At 74.3% G+C, this 17,179-nt stretch carries 17 protein-coding genes and 1 riboswitch; of the genes, 11 read left to right on the top strand and 6 right to left on the bottom strand.

Going from position 1 to position 17,179, the window contains the following annotated elements:
- Window positions 1-133: 133 nt before the first annotated feature.
- The 5 genes from ACW0Q9_RS19975 to ACW0Q9_RS19955 all read left to right on the top strand — a co-directional run bounded on the left by ACW0Q9_RS19975 (window position 134) and on the right by ACW0Q9_RS19955 (window position 4,078).
- Window positions 134-598 carry a bifunctional nuclease family protein gene (locus tag ACW0Q9_RS19975; RefSeq protein ID WP_073833177.1) on the top strand — a complete coding sequence of 155 codons (465 nt, stop codon included), beginning with the start codon at window positions 134-136 and terminating at the stop codon, window positions 596-598.
- A gap of 208 nt (window positions 599-806) precedes the next feature.
- The gene (locus ACW0Q9_RS19970) at window positions 807-1,391 is read left to right on the top strand and encodes a MerR family transcriptional regulator (protein WP_456183463.1); all 585 of its coding nucleotides are present in this window, start codon (window positions 807-809) and stop codon (window positions 1,389-1,391) included.
- A 466-nt stretch (window positions 1,392-1,857) separates the two neighbouring features.
- Window positions 1,858-2,247: a group I truncated hemoglobin gene (locus ACW0Q9_RS19965; protein WP_456183461.1), complete on the top strand. Its 390-nt coding sequence runs from the start codon at window positions 1,858-1,860 to the stop codon at window positions 2,245-2,247.
- 2 nt (window positions 2,248-2,249) lie between these two features.
- The gene (locus ACW0Q9_RS19960) at window positions 2,250-3,401 is read left to right on the top strand and encodes a globin domain-containing protein (RefSeq protein ID WP_456183459.1); all 1,152 of its coding nucleotides are present in this window, start codon (window positions 2,250-2,252) and stop codon (window positions 3,399-3,401) included.
- Window positions 3,398-4,078, top strand: a complete 681-nt coding sequence (locus ACW0Q9_RS19955) for a DivIVA domain-containing protein (RefSeq protein ID WP_456183457.1) — start codon at window positions 3,398-3,400, stop codon at window positions 4,076-4,078. The genes ACW0Q9_RS19960 and ACW0Q9_RS19955 overlap by 4 nt, the downstream gene beginning before the upstream one ends.
- A 68-nt stretch (window positions 4,079-4,146) precedes the next feature.
- Here ACW0Q9_RS19955 and ACW0Q9_RS19950 read toward each other — a convergent pair whose 3' ends face one another.
- Entirely contained in the window at window positions 4,147-4,800 is a 654-nt protein-coding gene (locus ACW0Q9_RS19950) for an SDR family oxidoreductase (protein WP_456183455.1), read from the bottom strand.
- A 135-nt stretch (window positions 4,801-4,935) separates the two neighbouring features.
- On the opposite strand from ACW0Q9_RS19950, the gene ACW0Q9_RS19945 reads away from it, so the two are divergent.
- Window positions 4,936-5,784, top strand: a complete 849-nt coding sequence (locus ACW0Q9_RS19945; protein WP_456183453.1) for an NAD-dependent protein deacetylase — start codon at window positions 4,936-4,938, stop codon at window positions 5,782-5,784.
- Window positions 5,785-5,850: 66 nt separating this feature from the next.
- A riboswitch (glycine riboswitch) is annotated at window positions 5,851-5,949 on the top strand.
- Between the two features lie 73 nt (window positions 5,950-6,022).
- Complete coding sequence (gcvP, locus tag ACW0Q9_RS19940) at window positions 6,023-8,857, top strand: aminomethyl-transferring glycine dehydrogenase (protein WP_456183451.1); 2,835 nt, start codon at window positions 6,023-6,025, stop codon at window positions 8,855-8,857.
- Window positions 8,858-8,950: 93 nt separating this feature from the next.
- Here gcvP and ACW0Q9_RS19935 read toward each other — a convergent pair whose 3' ends face one another.
- The gene (locus tag ACW0Q9_RS19935; protein ID WP_091258044.1) at window positions 8,951-9,151 is read right to left on the bottom strand and encodes a DUF5999 family protein; all 201 of its coding nucleotides are present in this window, start codon (window positions 9,149-9,151) and stop codon (window positions 8,951-8,953) included.
- Between the two features lie 123 nt (window positions 9,152-9,274).
- Here ACW0Q9_RS19935 and ACW0Q9_RS19930 point away from each other — a divergent pair, with 123 nt between their 5' ends.
- A complete protein-coding gene (locus ACW0Q9_RS19930; protein ID WP_456183449.1) occupies window positions 9,275-10,468 on the top strand; it encodes a chorismate-binding protein in 1,194 nt (397 codons plus the stop codon).
- 40 nt (window positions 10,469-10,508) lie between these two features.
- On the opposite strand, the gene pip is transcribed toward ACW0Q9_RS19930, so the two are convergent.
- Window positions 10,509-11,456 (bottom strand): prolyl aminopeptidase, encoded by a 948-nt coding sequence (pip, locus tag ACW0Q9_RS19925; protein WP_456183447.1) that lies wholly within the window; start codon window positions 11,454-11,456, stop codon window positions 10,509-10,511.
- A gap of 51 nt (window positions 11,457-11,507) precedes the next feature.
- Here pip and ACW0Q9_RS19920 point away from each other — a divergent pair, with 51 nt between their 5' ends.
- On the top strand, window positions 11,508-11,999 hold the full coding sequence (locus ACW0Q9_RS19920) for a MarR family winged helix-turn-helix transcriptional regulator (protein WP_456183445.1): 492 nt from the start codon (window positions 11,508-11,510) through the stop codon (window positions 11,997-11,999).
- Window positions 12,000-12,146: 147 nt separating this feature from the next.
- On the opposite strand, the gene ACW0Q9_RS19915 is transcribed toward ACW0Q9_RS19920, so the two are convergent.
- Both ACW0Q9_RS19915 and ACW0Q9_RS19910 read right to left on the bottom strand, forming a co-directional pair.
- Window positions 12,147-12,950: an ABC transporter permease gene (locus ACW0Q9_RS19915; RefSeq protein ID WP_456183443.1), complete on the bottom strand. Its 804-nt coding sequence runs from the start codon at window positions 12,948-12,950 to the stop codon at window positions 12,147-12,149.
- Window positions 12,947-13,906: an ATP-binding cassette domain-containing protein gene (locus ACW0Q9_RS19910; RefSeq protein WP_456183441.1), complete on the bottom strand. Its 960-nt coding sequence runs from the start codon at window positions 13,904-13,906 to the stop codon at window positions 12,947-12,949. The genes ACW0Q9_RS19915 and ACW0Q9_RS19910 overlap by 4 nt, the downstream gene beginning before the upstream one ends.
- 72 nt (window positions 13,907-13,978) lie before the next feature.
- On the opposite strand from ACW0Q9_RS19910, the gene ACW0Q9_RS19905 reads away from it, so the two are divergent.
- Both ACW0Q9_RS19905 and def read left to right on the top strand, forming a co-directional pair.
- Complete coding sequence (locus tag ACW0Q9_RS19905; protein ID WP_456183439.1) at window positions 13,979-14,767, top strand: TetR/AcrR family transcriptional regulator; 789 nt, start codon at window positions 13,979-13,981, stop codon at window positions 14,765-14,767.
- A 10-nt stretch (window positions 14,768-14,777) separates the two neighbouring features.
- Window positions 14,778-15,287, top strand: coding sequence for a peptide deformylase (gene def / locus ACW0Q9_RS19900; protein ID WP_456183437.1), 510 nt, complete (start codon window positions 14,778-14,780; stop codon window positions 15,285-15,287).
- Between the two features lie 55 nt (window positions 15,288-15,342).
- On the opposite strand, the gene ACW0Q9_RS19895 is transcribed toward def, so the two are convergent.
- Window positions 15,343-16,917: a VWA domain-containing protein gene (locus tag ACW0Q9_RS19895; protein ID WP_456183435.1), complete on the bottom strand. Its 1,575-nt coding sequence runs from the start codon at window positions 16,915-16,917 to the stop codon at window positions 15,343-15,345.
- Window positions 16,918-17,179: the final 262 nt, after the last annotated feature.

Here is a 17,179-nt window from a genome sequence, read left to right as displayed (position 1 = left end):
TCGTAGGCTTGCCGGGGTAACCCTTCCGGCGAGGCGTGGTGCACGTAGCGCATGGGACTCCCGTGTCGCGGTCCGTGTACCGTGCAGGGAAGGGCGCGGTGCGGGCGTAGGTGACAACGACACGGAGGCGGCGGTGCGCGAGCTGAGCGTGGTCGGAGTTCGGGTGGAGCTGCCCAGCAACCAGCCGATCGTCCTGCTGCGGGAGGTCGAGGGGGACCGCTATCTGCCGATCTGGATCGGCGCGGTCGAGGCGACGGCGATCGCCTACGAGCAGCAGGGGGTCAAGCCGGCGCGGCCGTTGACGCACGATCTGCTGCGGGACGTGCTGGCGGCGTTGCAGGCGCCGTTGCGGGCGGTGGAGATCACCGAGTTGAAGGAGAACGTCTTCTACGCCGATCTGTTGATCGGTGACGGTGTTCGGGTGTCGGCGCGGCCGAGCGATTCCATCGCGTTGGCGTTGCGGGTCGGGGCTCCGATTCGTTGTGCCGAGCAGGTCCTGTCCGAGGCGGGGATCGTGATCCCGGACGAGCAGGAGGACGAGGTGGAGAAGTTCCGGGAGTTCCTGGAGCAGGTGCGTCCGGAGGACTTCGCGGGTTGAGTGGCCGGCCGGTGGGCCGGTGCTGGTGCGGCGGCGGTTGTCACGGTGGGTGACGGCAGGCCGCCGTCGTGATCTTCCGGGTGGCGGTGCGGCGTGTCGCGGTGTCTCCTGCGGGGTGACGTCGGGTGCCGGCGCTAGGGTTGCGGTGTCGAGGGGTGCGCAGTACGGGGAGACGGCGTGTCACCGCGCGGGCGGGGAGGTTGTCCGGATGCATGAGCCGCGAGATCCTGGTCCGAGTACGGAGCAGCAGCCCGACCCGTTCGTCGACGGTGAGGTGGGCTACCGGGGTGTGACCGCGTGTCACGCGGTGGGCATCAGCTACCGGCAGTTGGACTACTGGGCCCGGACGGGTCTGGTGGTGCCGAGCGTGCGGGATGCGTCGGGTTCGGGGACGTCCCGGTTGTACTCCTTCCGCGACCTGGTGGTGTTGAAGGTCGTGAAGCGGCTGTTGGACGCCGGGGTGTCGTTGCAGAACATCCGGAAGGCCATCGACGCGCTGCGGTCGCGTGGGGTGGAGGATCTGGCGGGCATCACCTTGATCTCGGACGGGACGACGGTCTACGAGTGCCGGTCGCCGGAGGAGGTCGTCGACCTGTTGCAGGGCGGCCAGGGGGTGTTCGGCATCGCGATCGGCGGGGCGTTCAAGGAGATCCAGGGTTCGCTGTCGCATCTGCCGGCGGAGCCGGTGGGTGGGCAGCCGGAGCCGGCCGCCCCGCCGGCGGAGCCGGAGCCGGAGTCCGAGTCGGTGGGGGACGAGTTGGCGGCGCGGCGGGCGCGCCGTCGGGCGGGCTGACCCGCCGGTCGTCGCTTCGGGGTCCGCGCCACGCCCAGAACGGGTATGGCGCGGTCCCCTTTTTTGTTCACAGCGCGTGTCGGGCGGCCGCATCGGGCGGCACCGGCGTGCGGCAACGGTTGCCGCCGGTCGGGTGGGGCGACCGTGACGTGGGGAAACGCCGGCCCGGTGGATCGTCGGCCGGTGGTGTCCGACAGGGACGGTCGGTGGTGTGGGGCGGCGGGGCCGTCCACCGAGCGTGGTGGTGTGATCGCGGGACGCTAGTGGTGCGGCGGGGTCGTTGACTGTCCGTGATCGACAGTTGTCGGGAATCGGATAGGGCAGGGCTGAAGCGCTTCGGCCGGCACGCTATGGTCCGACACGGTCGCTCGCGCGTGGACGTTCGGTGGAGCCGACGTGACGCGCGTGGGCTGCCGGCTGCCCCTCCGCGCGCTACCCCGCGTGCCCCCTCCCGGAAGGAATCACCATGACGGTGACCGAAGAGACCACCCCGATCTCCCACTACGAGCGCATCGGCGGCGCCGCGGCGGTGAAGGCCGCGGTGGAGCTGTTCTACGACAAGGTGCTGGCCGACCCGGACCTGGCCGGCTACTTCACCGAGGTGAACATGCCGGAGCAGCGGCGGCACCTGGCCTTGATGCTGGCCGTGGTGCTCGGCGGCCCCAACGAGTACACCGGTCGCGGCCTGGCCGAGGCGCACCAGCCGCTGAACATCCCGGTGGCGCACTACGTGAAGGTCGGTGAGCACCTGACCGCGACGCTGGTGGAGCTGGGCGTGCCGGCGGACGTGATCGCCGACGTGCACGTCGTGCTGGGCCAGGTGCAGGACCAGGTCGTCTCAGCGGGGAACGCCTGAGCGTGGACGCGGCACGGCTCAAGCAGAGCTGGTCCCTGGTCGCCGCCCACGGCGACCAGGTGCCGCTCTACTTCTACTCGACGCTGTTCCTGGCGCACCCGGAGACCCGGCAGATGTTCCCCACGAACATGGCCGGGCAGCGGGACCGCCTGGTGAACGCGCTGGGGCACATCGTGTCCCACGTGGACCAGGTGGACCGGCTCGTCGGGTTCCTCCAGGACCTCGGCGCGGACCACCGCAAGTTCGCGGTGCGCGCCGAGCACTACCCGGCGGTCGGTGAGGCGCTGCTGGCGACGCTGCGGCACTTCTCCGGCGAGGCGTGGACCGACGAACTGGCGGCCGACTGGGCGGCCGCGTACGGGTTGGTCGCGCAGGTGATGATGGACGCCGCGCAGGCGGCGGAGGCGAAGTCCCCGCCGTGGTGGGTGGCCGAGATCCTCGGGCACGAGCGGCGCACGTTCGACGTGGCGGTGCTGACGGTGCGACCGCAGTACCTGCTGCCGTTCACCCCGGGCCAGTCGATCGGGGTGTCCCACCCGGCGGTGCGGTCGTGGCGCTACTACTCCCCGGCGAACGCGCCCCGCCCCGACGGGACGCTGGAGCTGCACGTGCGGGCCGCACCGGGTGGTGCGGTGTCGTCGCGGCTGGTGTACGGGTGCGCCGTGGGGGACCAGCTCCACCTGGCCGCGCCGGTGGGGGACCGGTTGACGTTGTGGCCGGCCGGGTCGTCGGATCTGCTGCTGCTGGCCGGTGGCACCGGCTGGGCGCCGGTGAAGTCCCTGCTGGAGCAGGTCGCCGCGGAGGGTGGGGACCGCCGGGTGGACCTGTACGTGGGGGCCCGGTCCCGGCTGGAGTTCTACGACAGCGAGGCGATCGACAAGTTCGCCGCCTCGTACCCGTGGCTGCGGGTGACGTACGTGGCGGGGTCGGATCCGCGGCGGCCGGGTGAGTTCGTGCAGGTGGCGGACCAGGTGCTGGCCGACGGGGACTGGCGGTCCCGGCACGTGTACGTGTGCGGCTCCGACGAGATGGTGAGCCATTCGGTGGCCGCGCTGACCGGTGCCGGCTACCAGCCCGGCCAGCTGCACCACGAGGGTTTCGGCAAGCACTGGTACGGGCCGGCCTGGCGGACGGCGACGGAGGTGACTCAATGAGTGCGACCCCGATCAGCAGGTACGAGGGTCAGGTGACCGGTGGGGTGCAGGTGCGCCTCACCGCGGACCGGGTGCGCCGGTGGGAGTTCGGGTCGGCGTCGTTCACCCGCCGCGGCTACGACCACGCCGACGTGGACCGGTTCCGGGTGCAGGTGGCCGACGAGCTGGACCTGCTGGCCACCCAGCTGGCGAACCTGCGGGCGGAGAACGAGCGGCTCAACGACCACCTGGAGCTGCACCGGCACGGGGTGATCCCGAGCGCCGACAACGCGGCGGCGGTGCCCGCGGCGAAGGAGGTGAACCTGCTGTCGGCGGCGCAGCGGGAGGCCGAGCAGATCATCGCGCAGGCCCACGACTACGCCCGCCGGGTCGCCGAGTACGCCCGGATGCAGTACGAGAGCTACATGCGGGCGGCGGCGGAGGAGGCGAAGCAGGAGGCCGAGCGGGCGGTGACGGAGTACCGCAGCAACGCCGGGGTGAACTTCGACGACTCGGTGGCCACCCGGGAGGCGTTGCGGATCTTCGGCGAGATGATGATCTCGCACATGCAGGCGGCGGCCCGGCACCTGGACGACGGCAGCGAGCAGCTGTCCCGGACGATGCAGCGCCTCGCCCGGGAGGCCCCGCCGGTCGACGGTGGGCAGCCGCAGGCGGCGCTGCCCCGCCACCAGCGCTGAAGCCGAGGGGCCGGCCCACCGGGGATCACCCCGGTGGGCCGGTCCGCGACCGGACCGCCGGTTGACGGTCAGCTGACGGCGCGGACCGCCTCGCCGATCGGGGTCTCCCCACCGACCAGCTCCAGGGTGAGCCCGACGGTGCCCGGGGCGGACAGCAGGGCCAGCAGGACCCGGGCCACGTCGGCGCGGGTCACCGCACCGGGGTCGACGTGCCGGGCCAGGGTGATCCGGCCGACCGCCGCGTCGTCGGTGAGCCGGCCGGGGCGCAGCACGGTCACGTCGAGGTCCCGTCCGGTGACGTCGTCCTCGGCGGCCTTCTTCGCCCGCAGGTACGCCGCCCACACCTCGTCGGTGCCCGCCCTCGGGGGCCGGTCCACGCCCATCGAGGACACCAGCAGGTAGCGGCGGACCCCGGCGCGTTGCGCGGCGTCGGCGAGCAGGACGGCGGCGCCCCGGTCGACGGTGTCCTTGCGGGCGGCGCCGCTGCCCGGGCCCGCCCCGGCGGCGAAGACCACGGCGTCGGCGCCGGCGAGGTGCGCGGCGACGGTGTCGACGTCGGTGTGTTCCAGGTCGCAGATGACCGGTTCGGCGCCGGCGGCGCGCAGCGCGGCGGCGTGCTCGGGGTTGCGGATCAGCCCGACGGCCGTGTCACCGCGCCCGGCCAGGTCCCGCTCCAGCAGCTTGGCGATCTTGCCGTGGCCTCCGGCGATGACGACGCGCATGCTGTCAACCTAGTCCCGCGCCCGGAGGCCCGCCGGTCGACGCGGCACCCCGGTCGGCCGGGCCGGGGCGGGTGACCGGGGTCACCGGCGGTGGTGGTGGTCGCCGTGCGGCGGCGGGCGAGGCAGCATGGACGGGTGACCGAGACGTTCGACGCGTTGACCCGGCTGGTGGGCGCCGGGGACGTGGTGGTGCTCAGCGGCGCCGGCCTGTCCACCGAGTCGGGCATCCCGGACTACCGGGGGCCCAGCGGCGCGGCCCGCCGGCACACCCCCATGACCTACCAGGCGTTCACGCGGGACCCGGACGCGCGGCGGCGCTACTGGGCGCGCAGCCACCTGGGCTGGCGGATGATCGCCCGGGCCGCCCCCAACGACGGGCACCGGGCGGTGGCCCGGCTGCAACGCGCCGGCCTGCTCGGCGGGATCATCACCCAGAACGTCGACGGCCTGCACACGGCCGCGGGCGCCACCGGGGTGATCGAGCTGCACGGCCGCCTCGACGAGGTGACCTGCCTGGACTGCGGCAACCTGACCTCCCGCGACGAGCTGGACCGGCGGCTGACCGAGGCCAACCCCGGCTTCGACGCGCACGTCGCGCACGTCAACCCCGACGGCGACGTGGACCTGCCCGACGAGGCGGTGGCCCGGTTCCGCACCGTCGACTGCGGCATCTGCGGCGCCGGCATGCTCAAACCCGACGTGGTGTTCTTCGGCGAGACGGTGCCCGCGCCCCGGGTCGCCGACTGTTTCGCCCATGTCGAGCGGGCCCGGGCGCTGCTGGTGCTCGGCTCGTCCCTGACCGTCATGTCGGGGCGCCGGTTCGTGCTGCGCGCCGCGAAGCTCGGCATCCCGGTGGCCATCGTCAACCAGGGCCCCACCCGCGGCGACGGGCACGCCACCCTCACCCTCGACGCGCCGCTGGGCGCGGCGCTGAGCGCCCTGGCCGACCGGGTCGCCGCCGGAACGGTGCCCGCCGCCGTGTGACCGGCCCCGCGGCGGGGTACGACATGAGCCGGAAACATGGTCGCTGGTAGCGTTGACCATGCCGGTACCACCCACGTGGGAGAGACCGCCCGGGAACCACCCGGACGGCGCCGAAGGGGCAGATTCTCCCCGGAACCTCTCAGGCAAAAGGACCACGTGGGCAGGCGCTGTGGAGCGCGTCAGCGCGACTCAGGGGGAGGCCGACCCGTCGACCTCGCCCCCGCAAGGAGCGCAGCGCATGACCGCAGAGCAGTTCGCCGACCGGCACATCGGCCCCGGCCCGGACGACGAGCGCCGGATGCTGGAGACCGTCGGTCACAGCTCCATCGACGAGCTGATGGACGCCGCGATCCCCGAGGTGATCCGCTGGCACGGCGCCCTGGACCTGCCCGCACCGGCCAGTGAGCGGGAGGCGATCGCCGAGCTGCGCGCCCTGGCCGCCCGCAACACCGTCGCCGTGTCGATGATCGGGCTGGGCTACCACGGCACGCACACCCCGGCGGTGATCCGCCGCAACGTGCTGGAGAACCCCGCCTGGTACACGGCGTACACGCCGTACCAGCCGGAGATCAGCCAGGGCCGGCTGGAGGCGCTGCTGAACTTCCAGACCATGGTCACCGACCTGACCGGGCTGGCCACCGCCAACGCGTCCATGCTCGACGAGGGCACCGCCGCGGCCGAGGCGATGACCCTCGCCCGCCGCGCGTCGAAGAGCAAGAGCCCGGTGTACGTGGTCGACGCGGACACCCTGCCGCAGACCATCGCGGTGATCACCAGCCGCGCCGAGCCGCTCGGCATCGACGTGCGGGTGCTCGACGTCGAGCGCGACGAGCTGCCCGGCGAGTTCTTCGGCCTGCACCTGCAGTACCCGGGGGCGTCCGGCGCGGTCCGCGACCACAGTCGGCTGGTCGAGGCCGCGCATGCCGTCGGCGCCCTGGTGACGGTCGCCGCGGACCTGCTGGCGCTGACCCTGCTGCGCCCGCCCGGCGAGATCGGCGCGGACATCGCCGCCGGCACCACCCAGCGCTTCGGTGTGCCGATGGGCTTCGGCGGCCCGCACGCCGGCTACCTGGCCGTCCGCGCCGGGCTGGAGCGGATGCTGCCGGGCCGGCTCGTCGGGGTGTCCAAGGACGCCGACGGCAACCCGGCGTACCGGCTGGCGCTGCAGACCCGCGAGCAGCACATCCGCCGGGAGAAGGCCACCAGCAACATCTGCACCGCGCAGGTGCTCCTCGCGGTGATGGCCGGCATGTACGCCGTCTACCACGGCCCGGACGGGCTGCGGGCCATCGCCCGGCGTACCCACCGGATGGCGACGGCTGTCGGGGCGACCCTGCGCGGCGCCGGCATCGCGCTGGAACACGAGACCTTCTTCGACACGGTCACGGCGGTCGTGCCGGGCCGCGCGGCCGAGGTGGTGGCGGTGGCGGCCGAGCGGGGTGTGAACCTGCGGCTGGTCGACGCCGACCGGGTGGGGATCTCCTGCGACGAGACCACCACGAACCGGCACGTGCGGGCCGTGGTGACGGCGTTCGGGGTGGAGCCCGGTCCGGCCGCCGTCCTGGAGTTCGACGAGCCTCCGCTGCCGCCGGCCCTGGCCCGCACCAGCGACTTCCTCACCCACCCGGTGTTCCGCACCCACCACTCGGAGACGGCGATGCTGCGCTACCTGCGCCGGCTGTCGGACTTCGACTACGCGCTGGACCGGGGCATGATCCCGCTGGGGTCGTGCACGATGAAGCTGAACGCCACCACCGAGATGGAGCCGGTCACCTGGCCGGAGTTCGCGCACCTGCACCCGTTCGCCCCGGCGGAGCAGACCGCCGGCTACCGGGAGCTGATCGCCCAGCTGGAGGGCTGGCTGGCCGAGGTCACCGGCTACGACGCGGTCAGCGTGCAGCCCAACGCCGGGTCGCAGGGGGAGCTGGCCGGGCTGCTGGCCATCCGGGCCTACCACCGGCAGCGCGGGGAGGGGCACCGCGACGTGTGCCTGATCCCGTCGTCGGCGCACGGCACCAACGCCGCGTCGGCGGTCATGGCCGGCATGCGGGTGGTGGTGGTCGGCTGCGACGACGACGGCAACGTCGACCTCGTCGACCTCGACGCGAAGATCGACAAGCACCGGGACGCGCTCGCCGCGATCATGGTGACCTACCCGTCCACCCACGGGGTGTACGAGACGGGCATCGCGCAGCTGTGCGCGAAGGTGCACGACGCCGGCGGCCAGGTGTACGTCGACGGCGCGAACCTCAACGCGCTCGTCGGCTTCGCCAAGCCGGGCCGGTTCGGGGCGGACGTGTCGCACCTGAACCTGCACAAGACGTTCTGCATCCCGCACGGCGGCGGCGGCCCCGGTGTGGGCCCGGTGGCGGTGCGGGCGCACCTGGCGCCGTTCCTGCCCGGTGACCCGCTCGGCGGGCCCAGCGACGGCCGGCCGGCGATCTCCGCGGCGAACCACGGGTCGGCGGGGATCCTGCCGATCCCGTGGGCGTACCTGCGGATGATGGGCGCCGAGGGGCTGGCCCGGGCCACCGGCGTGGCGGTCCTCTCGGCGAACTACGTGGCGGCGCGGCTGCGGCAGCACTACCCGGTGCTGTACGCCGGCAACAAGGGCCTGGTGGCGCACGAGTGCATCCTGGACCTGCGGCCGCTGACCAAGGCGACCGGGGTGACCGTCGACGACGTGGCGAAGCGGCTGATCGACTACGGGTTCCACGCGCCGACGATGTCGTTCCCGGTGGCGGGGACGCTGATGGTGGAGCCGACCGAGAGCGAGGACCTGGCCGAGCTGGACCGGTTCTGCGACGCGATGATCGCCATCCGCGAGGAGATCGACAAGGTCGGTTCGGGAGAGTGGCCGGCGGGGGACAACCCCCTCGCCAACGCGCCGCACACCGCGGCGATGGTGTCGGGTGACGAGTGGCCGCACCCGTACCCGCGGTCGGTGGGCGCGTATCCGGCCGGCGTGGACCGGGCGGGGAAGTACTGGCCGCCGGTGCGGCGGATCGACGGCGCGTACGGCGACCGGAACCTGGTCTGCTCGTGCCCCGCGCCGGAGGCGTTCGAGAACTGAGGCGCAACACGCCGGGGCGGTGCAGTGCCGCCGCCCCGGCCGGCGCGTCGACCGGTGGGGTCGACGCGTACGCTCCTGACGGAGCGTGATCGTTCAGGCGACGAGAGCGTGCCGGGCGGGGCCGCGGTGCGGGGCGATGGTGCTGCCGTCGGGCAGCAGCTCACCGGTGTCCTCGAAGACGATGACACCGTTGCAGAGCAGGCTCCAGCCCTGCTCAGGGAAGCAGGCGATGACGCGTGCGGCTTCGCGATCAGTCGCCTCGGCGGAGGGGCAGGTGGGTAGGTGCTGGCACATCGGGTTCTCCGGACTGTGGGGGCACTGTGTCATGGTTCACATGACCAGTGACGCACAGTACCAAGCGAAAGTGCGCGCCATCGAGCAAGGATGCGGCTTGTTCACCCGAAATCGGCTGAACGGATGAGGCCGAACGGACCGGACGGTGTGGAAGCGCTCCCACGGATCGGGGTCGATACGCCGGGAGCCCCGCCCGAATGCCGCGACCGGCTCGTGGAACGGGCCCGGCTGGAATGGTGGCTGGCCGACGGCGGCGACCCGGCCGCGCTCGCCCAGGATTTCCTCGCCGCGCACGGCGTCGCCCTGTCCGACCTGACCCGGCCGGCCGCCCACGACCCGTACGGGACCTGCGGTGCCGCCCTGTTCCTGTCCGCCGCGGCCGGAGCCCGGGCCGCCGGCGGCGCGGTCGGCGCGCCCACCCCGGTGCCGGCGCTGCCGGACCTCGTGGTGGTGGTCTACGGCCACGCCGACCGCCCGACCCCGCCCCGGGGCGCCGGGCCGGCCGGCGGCTGGTGGCTGGGGCGGTGGCGGGACAGCTGGACCGCCGCCGCGCACGCCGACGCCGTGACGGCGGTCCGGGCGGCCATCGGGCGCGGCGACGTCTACCAGGTCAACCTCGTCGGTCACGCCGCCGCCGGGTACGCCGGGGACCCGCTGCCCGCCCTCGCGCGGCTGGCCGCGCTGCCCGGCGCCCGCTACGGCGGCACCCTGTCCGGGCTGGGCTGGGCGATCGGCTGCGCCTCCCCGGAGACCCTCGTCGCCGTGGAGAACGGCCGCCTGGTCACCCGCCCCATCAAGGGCACCCGCCCGGCCACCCCGGCCGGCCGCCGCGAGCTGCTCGCCTCGGCCAAGGAGCGCGCCGAGCACGTGATGATCGTCGACCTGGAACGCAACGACCTGGCCCGGGTGGCCCGCACCGGCTCGGTGCGGGTGGACGAGCTGTTCGCCGTACGCCGCTGGTGTGACCTGTGGCAGGCGGAGTCGACGGTGTCCGCGGCGCCCGCCGACGGGCTGGGCCTGGCCCACCTGCTGCGCGCGGTGTGCCCCGGCGGGTCGGTGACCGGCGCCCCGAAGCTCGCCGCGCTCGACGAGATCGCGGCCCTGGAGCCGGTGGGCCGCGGCGCGAGCATGGGCGCGCTCGGCTGGGTCGGGCCGGGCCGGATCGACCTGGGGTTGACCATCCGCACCGCCGCCGCGGACGCCGAACGGTTGCACCTGTGGGCCGGCGGGGGCATCACCTGGGGCAGCGACCCGGCCGCCGAGGTCGCCGAGGCCGCCGCGAAGGCCGCCCCGGTCCGGGCCCTGCTCGCCGCCTGATCCGCGTCCGCGCCCGTGTCGGCGGGCTTCGCGGCGCGGGTCAGGCGCGGGCGAACGCGTCCAGGGCGGCGACCACCCGCTCGCCCACCCCGTGGCCGCTGCCGTGGCCGCCGGACTCGACGATCTCCAGCCGGGCGTCGGGCCAGTCCCGGGTGAGCTGCCAGGCGATGTCCGGCGGGCCGCTGACGTCCAGGCGGCCCTGCACCAGCACGCCGGGGATGCCGGCGAGCTTGCCGGCGTCGCGCAGCAGCTGCCCGTCGGGCAGGAACCCCAGGTTGCTGAAGTAGTGGGTGACCAGCCGGGTGAAGCCGGCGCGGAACACCGGGTCGGCGTAGCGGGGGCTGGGCTTGAACCCGCCGGCAAGGGAGACGTGCACGTCCTCCCAGGCGCACCAGTCCCGGGCGGCCTGGTCGCGCACCCGAGGGTCCGGGTCGTTGACCAGCCGTGCGTACGCGGCGGACAGGTCGCCGTCCCGCTCGGCGGCGGGCACGCCGTCGCGGAACCGGGCCCACTCCTCGGGGAAGATCCGGCCCATGTCCCGGGTCACCCAGTCGATTTCCCGGCGGGTGTTGGCGACCACGCTGAACAGCACCAGCGCGGTGACCCGCTGCGGGTGGCGCTGGGCGTACGCCAGGGACAGCGACGAGCCCCAGGAGGCGCCGCAGAGCAACCAGCGGTCGACGCCCAGGTGCGCGCGCAGCCGTTCCATGTCGGCCAGCAGGTGGGCGGTGGTGTTGACCGACAGGTCGGTGGCCGGGTCGCTGGCCGGCGGCGTGCTACGGCCGCAGCCGCGCTGGTCGAACAGGATGATCCGGTAAGCGGCCGGGTCGAACAGCCGCCGCCAGGAGGCGCCCGCGCCGGAGCCCGGGCCGCCGTGCACCACGAGGGCGGGCCGGCCGTCCGGGTTGCCGCAGGTCTCCCAGTGGATCCGCTGGCCGTCGCCGACGTCGAGCCGGCCCTGCGCGTACGGCTCGATCGGTGGATACATCGGGTTCCCCTCCCACGGCCCGGATACAACAGCGCTGTTACATTAGCGGACGTGACCGCCACCCCCGACCGCGAGGCCCTCGGCACCCTGCTGCGCCACGTCCTCGAGCTGCTCGACGGCGACGTCGCCGCCGTCTACGCCGACCTCGACCTGGCCGACTACCGGCCGCGCTACTCACCGCTGGTGCGGGTGCTGGTCGCCGACGGGCCCCTGGCGATCCGCGACCTGGCCGCCCGGGTCGGCGTCACCCACTCCGCGGCCAGCCAGACCGTCGCCCAGATGGCCCGCGCCGGCCTGGTCGTCCTCGCTCCCGGCGCGGACGCCCGACAGCGCATCGTCACCCTCACCGACCGGGCGCACGCGCTGCTGCCGGTGATCGAGGCCGAGTGGGCCGCCACCACCACCGCCATGCGCCGGCTCGACGCCGAACTGCCCGTGCCCCTGGCCGACGAGCTGTACGCGGTGCTCGCCGCCCTGCGCCGCCGCCCGCTGCGCGACCGGATCGCCGACATCGGCCTGGCGCCCACCCGCCCGCCGGCCTGACCTCGGCGGGGCCGGGCCGCCGAACTCATCGGGCCGGGCCCGCCGAACTCACCCGGGCCCGCCGCCGGCCTGATCCGGGAGGTGCAGGGCCGGGCCGGCGGGCGGGCGGCACCTGTCGCCGCCGGCTGCCGTCCGGCGGCGCGGCGCTCAGCGGCCCAGGCGCTGCCAGCGGCGCACCGACAGCGGCAGGAACACGGCGACCAGCAGCAGCGGCCAGGCCACCGCCAGGGCCACCGCGTGTTCGGCGGGCCAGGAGTCGGCGCCCCAGCCGGGGTTGCCGAACAGGTCCCGGGCGGCGGCGACGGTGGCCGACAGCGGGTTCCAGGCGGCGACCGCGGCCAGCCAGCCCGGCATGGTGGCCGGCGCGACGAAGGCGTTGGAGGCGAAGCCCAGCGGCCAGACCAGGATCTGCAGCGCGGCCACCGTCTCGGGGCGGCGCAGCAGCAGCGCCAGGTACACCCCGAGCCAGATCATCGCGAAGCGCAGGAGCAGCAGCAGCGCCACCGCGGCCAGGGCGCGCAGCGGGCCACGGTGCGGCTGCCAGCCGATCAGCACGCCGCAGCCGAGCACCACCGCGAGGGCCGCCCCGGAGTGCAGCAGGTCGGCCACGGCGCGGCCGGTGACCACCGCGGCGCGGCTCATCGGCAGCGACCGGAACCGGTCGGTCACGCCCCGCGCGCTGTCCACCGCCACCGCCGTGTAGGTGGTCTCCACGCCGAAGAGCATGGTCATGGCGACCATGCCGGGCAGCAGGAACTCCCGGTAGTCGGCGCCGTCGGGCAGTGCCATGGCCCCGCCGAACAGGTAGCCGAACATCAGCAGCAGCAGGACCGGGAAGAGCAGGCCCACCAGGACCTCGCCGGGACGGCGCGCCCAGTGGGCGAGGGTCCGGCCGGTGAGGGTGGCGGTGTCGGTGACGGCCCAGCGGGCCTTCAGCGGCAGGACGGTCACGCGGGCACCTCCGTGCGGACGTCGGTGAGGTGCAGGAACACCTCGTCGAGGGTGGGCCGGCGCACCGCCACGTCACCGGCGCGCAGGCCGGCGGCCTCCACGGCGCGCAGCACCGCGCCGAGCGCGGCGACCCGGTCGGTGACCGGGACGCTGAGCCGCAGGGCGGCGCGGTCGACGGTGGGCTCGGCGCCGGTCGCGGCGGTGACCGCCGCCGCGGCCGCCGCCAGGTCGTCGGGGTGGTGCAGCACCACGTCGATCCGGTCGCCGCCGAGGGTCGACTTGAGCTGCTCCGGGGTGCCGGCCGCGGTCACCCGGCCGTGGTCGAGCACCCGCACGCTGTCGGCCAGCCGGTCGGCCTCCTCCAGGTACTGGGTGGTGAGCAGCACGGTGGCGCCGGCGGCGACCAGGGCGCGGACAGCGTCCCAGACGTCGCTGCGGGCGCGCGGGTCCAGGCCGGTGGTGGGTTCGTCGAGGAACAGCACCGGCGGGTCGACGATCAGCGCCGCGGCCAGGTCCAGCCGGCGGCGCATCCCGCCGGACCAGGTGGCCACCGGGCGGTCGGCGGCCGCGGCGAGGTCGAAGCGGTCCAGCAGTTCGTCGGCGCGGGCCGCCGCCCGGGCCGGGGAGAGGTGGTGCAGCCGGCCGAACAGCACCAGGTTCTGCCGGCCGCCGAGGATCTCGTCGACCGCCGCGTGCTGGCCGACCAGGCCCAGGTGCGCGCGGGCGCGGTCGGCCTGGCGGCGGACGTCGAACCCGGCCACGCGGGCCGCCCCGGCGTCGGCGCGCAGCAGGGTGGTCAGGATGCGGACCAGGGTGCTCTTGCCGGCCCCGTTCATCCCCAGCACCGCGCAGACCGTGCCCGCCGGCACCGCCAGGTCGACCCCGTCCAGGGCGACCAGGTCGCCGTAGCGCTTGCGCAGGCCCTCCGCCTCGATCGCCGGTCCGTCCCATCGCATGGCCCCTCCGATCCTCGTTCCGGTACCTCGTACCGTACACCGTACGACAAGAGGGGTCGGTACAGTCGGCGGGTGACCACCGAGTACAGCGGCACCGGGGACCCGGCGCGCAGCCTCGCCCTGCTCTGGCGTACCCGGGAGAAGGTCAGCCGCAAGGGCGGCGACCTGTCCGTGGAGCGGATCGTGCGGGCGGCCATCGAGGTGGCCGACGCCGAGGGGCTGGCCGCGCTGTCCATGCGCCGGGTCGCCGAGCGGCTCGGGGTGGGCACCATGACCCTCTACACCCACGTGCCCGGCAAGGGTGAACTGCTCGACGTCATGCTCGACACCGTCTACGGCGAGACCGCCCGCCCCGACGAGGTGCCCGGCGGCTGGCGGGGCCGGCTGGCGCAGATCGCCCGGGAGAACTTCGCTCTCTACCTGCGCCACCCGTGGCTGCTGCAGGTCGCCACCACCCGCCCGCCGCTGGGCCCCAACCTGATCGCCAAGTACGAGTACGAGCTGCGCGCCGTCGACGGGATCGGCCTGACCGACCTGGAGATGGACGCCGTCATCACTCTGATCACCGGCTACGTCCACGGCGCGGCCCGCCCCGCCGTGGAGACCGCCCAGGCCAGCCGGGACACCGGGATGACCGAGCAGCAGTGGTGGCACGCGCACGCCCCGTACCTGGAGAAGGTCCTGGATCCGGGCCGGTTCCCGCTCGCCGCCCGGGTGGGCACCACCGCCGGCCAGGAGTACCAGGCCGCCGGGGACCCGGCCCGGGCCTTCGAGTTCGGGTTGGCCCGCCTGCTCGACGGCATCGAGGTCCTGGTCCGCGACCGGGCGGGCGCGGCACCGGCCGGGGTAACGGGCGGATAGCCTTCCGGGCATGACTATGCGCCCGATCCGGATCATCGGCGACCCCGTGCTGCGCACCCCGTCCGAGCCGGTGACCAGTTTCGACGCCGAGCTGCGCGCGCTCGTGCAGGACCTCATGGACACGCTGCTCGGCGCGCCCGGCCGCGCCGGGGTGGCGGCCCCGCAGATCGGGGTGAACGCGCAGGTGTTCGTCTACGACGCCGACGGGCACCGCGGCCACCTGATCAACCCGACGCTGGAGCTGTCCGAGGAACGCCAGGACGACGACGAGGGCTGCCTGTCCATCCCCGGCCTGTACTTCCCCACCCAGCGGGCCATGCACGCCACGGCGCACGGCTTCGACCAGCACGGCCAGCCGCTGACCATCGCCGGCAGCGGGTTCCTGGCCCGCGCCCTGCAGCACGAGACCGACCACCTGCACGGCCGCCTGTACGTGGACACCCTGCGCGGCGACACCCGCCGCCGGGCGCTGCGGGAGATCCGCGCCGGCCGGTTCGACTCGCCCAGCCGGGGCCGCTGACCGCGACGTGCGGGGGCGGCGCGACGGCCACCCCCGCACGTTCGGTCGCGACGGGTCACTTCGGCGGCGGGGCCACCAGGCAGGTCGCGGTCGAGGTGTTACCGGAGTCGTCCACGCCGGTGATGATCGCGTCGCCGCGCAGCGTCACCTTGTAGTCGATGTCGCCGGTGCCGTCCTTGACCCGGGACTGCGCGCCCGGCGCCTGCACCAGCTTGATCTTCGTGCCGGCCGGGAACGGCCCGAACCGCACCGACGGGTCGGCGGCGTCGGAGATGTACACGACGACGGCGGTGTCGACGATGTCGGTCGCGGTCAGCTGGTAGAACCCGTCCGGGTTGTACGAGCCGGGGGTGTTGTCGCCGCTCGGGTTGTTGGTCGGCACGCACTGCGTGGTCGGCGCCGTGGTGTCGACCACCCGCATCACCGCGGTGTCGCTGCCGGTGTTGCCGGCGGCGTCGGTGGCGGTGCAGGTGACCGTGGTGGCGCCCAACGGGAAGGTGCTGCCGGCCGGCGGCGCGCAGGTCGGGGTGAGCGGACCGTCGACGTTGTCGGTGGCGCTCGCCGGATAGTTGATCACCGCGCCCGCGGGGCTGGTGGCCTCCACGGTCCGGTCGTCCACGACCACGGTCGGCGGGGTCACGTCGTTGACCGTCACCGAGATGTGCTCGACGAACGCCGGCCCGCCGGACAGCCCGTTGAGCAGGAAGTCCACCGTGCAGTGCAGGGTGGCGCCCTGCGGGGCGTCGCCGGCGACCGTGATGGTCTCGGCGAACGGCACGTCGGTGCCGCTCTGCTGGGTCTTCGACGGCGCGTCGAAGCCCACCGACAGGCCCGGGTCGCAGGCCACCTGCGGGGTGACGGTCACGTCGAGGTCCCGCAGCCCGGACAGGATCGCCGCGGTGACCGTGTCCGGGGCGCTGCCGACCACCTGCCCGCCGGTGGCGGCCGCCACGTCCGTTGCCTGCCCGGTCGCGTCCAGGCCGCCGCCCCCGCCGGTGACGTCGACCGCGAGCACGCGGGCGTCGTCGGCCAGCAGCGCGGCGGTGGCCTGCGCCAGGGTGTGCCCGGCGCTCGGGTCGTGGCTGGGCGCGTCGCCGACCAGCACCACGATCCGGCTGCTGCCCGAGCGGTAGGCGATGCCCCCGTCGGAGACCTGGAACAGCCCGTTCACCCACGCCTCCGGGACGTCGCCGCCGCCCCCGGCGGCCAGCCCGTCCACGGCGTTCTGCAGCGCGGTGGCGTCGCCGGTCAGGTTCTGCCGGACCCGGAACAGCTCCGCGCCGTCGCCCTCGTCCCGGTAGGAGGCCACCGCGAACTGTGCGCTGGGCTGCGCCCCGCGCACGTTCGTGATGACCTGCTGCAGATTGGTGCGGACGTTGGCGATCGCCGGGCCCATGCTGCCGGTCGTGTCGACCAGCAGCACCACGTCCGGGTTCGGCGGGATCGGCGGCGTCGAGACCACCTTGCTGATCGGAATGGTGGCGCCGGGGTCCGCGGACCGGTCCACGCTGGCCGGGTCGACGCCGGGCGCCGCCCAGGCGGGCGTCGCCACCGCGGTGAGCACCGCGGTCACGGCGGCGGCCACCCCCACCGCCGTTCTTCGCCCCTGGGGCACTGCTGTGAAACCCATCGTGTCTCCTTCAGCTCCGCCGCGCCCGCCCCGGGCGCGGCCTCGAAGGCAGACGCTAGGGGCTGGGCGACGCCGGGCCGGTCAGACACAAGCCCAGGTCAGGGTCGGGTTGTTGACCCGGCGTGGCGGCTGGACAGCACAGACTGAGCGGTCAGCCGGTCACGGAAGGCGGTGCAGCGCGCACTCGGTGAAGTCGGCGACCCGGGTGAACCCGAGCCGCTCGTAGAGGCGTACCGCGGCGGTGTTGTCCGCCTTCACGTTG

The sequence above is a fragment of the Micromonospora sp. I033 genome (genome assembly GCF_053890995.1).
The sequence above is the reverse complement of the archived record's forward strand: the minus strand, read 5'-3'. Positions and strand labels throughout refer to the sequence as shown.

What these genes read in the sequence shown, in the direction of transcription:
- ACW0Q9_RS19970 (WP_456183463.1), top strand. Translation starts at nt 807, where the DNA reads ATGCATGAGCCGCGAGATCCTGGTCCGAGTACGGAGCAGCAGCCCGAC.
- ACW0Q9_RS19965 (WP_456183461.1), top strand. Translation starts at nt 1,858, where the DNA reads ATGACGGTGACCGAAGAGACCACCCCGATCTCCCACTACGAGCGCATC.
- ACW0Q9_RS19955 (WP_456183457.1), top strand. Translation starts at nt 3,398, where the DNA reads ATGAGTGCGACCCCGATCAGCAGGTACGAGGGTCAGGTGACCGGTGGG.
- ACW0Q9_RS19950 (WP_456183455.1), bottom strand. Translation starts at nt 4,800, where the DNA reads ATGCGCGTCGTCATCGCCGGAGGCCACGGCAAGATCGCCAAGCTGCTG.
- gcvP (WP_456183451.1), top strand. Translation starts at nt 6,023, where the DNA reads ATGACCGCAGAGCAGTTCGCCGACCGGCACATCGGCCCCGGCCCGGAC.
- ACW0Q9_RS19935 (WP_091258044.1), bottom strand. Translation starts at nt 9,151, where the DNA reads ATGTGCCAGCACCTACCCACCTGCCCCTCCGCCGAGGCGACTGATCGC.
- ACW0Q9_RS19930 (WP_456183449.1), top strand. Translation starts at nt 9,275, where the DNA reads ATGAGGCCGAACGGACCGGACGGTGTGGAAGCGCTCCCACGGATCGGG.
- pip (WP_456183447.1), bottom strand. Translation starts at nt 11,456, where the DNA reads ATGTATCCACCGATCGAGCCGTACGCGCAGGGCCGGCTCGACGTCGGC.
- ACW0Q9_RS19910 (WP_456183441.1), bottom strand. Translation starts at nt 13,906, where the DNA reads ATGCGATGGGACGGACCGGCGATCGAGGCGGAGGGCCTGCGCAAGCGC.
- def (WP_456183437.1), top strand. Translation starts at nt 14,778, where the DNA reads ATGACTATGCGCCCGATCCGGATCATCGGCGACCCCGTGCTGCGCACC.
- ACW0Q9_RS19895 (WP_456183435.1), bottom strand. Translation starts at nt 16,917, where the DNA reads ATGGGTTTCACAGCAGTGCCCCAGGGGCGAAGAACGGCGGTGGGGGTG.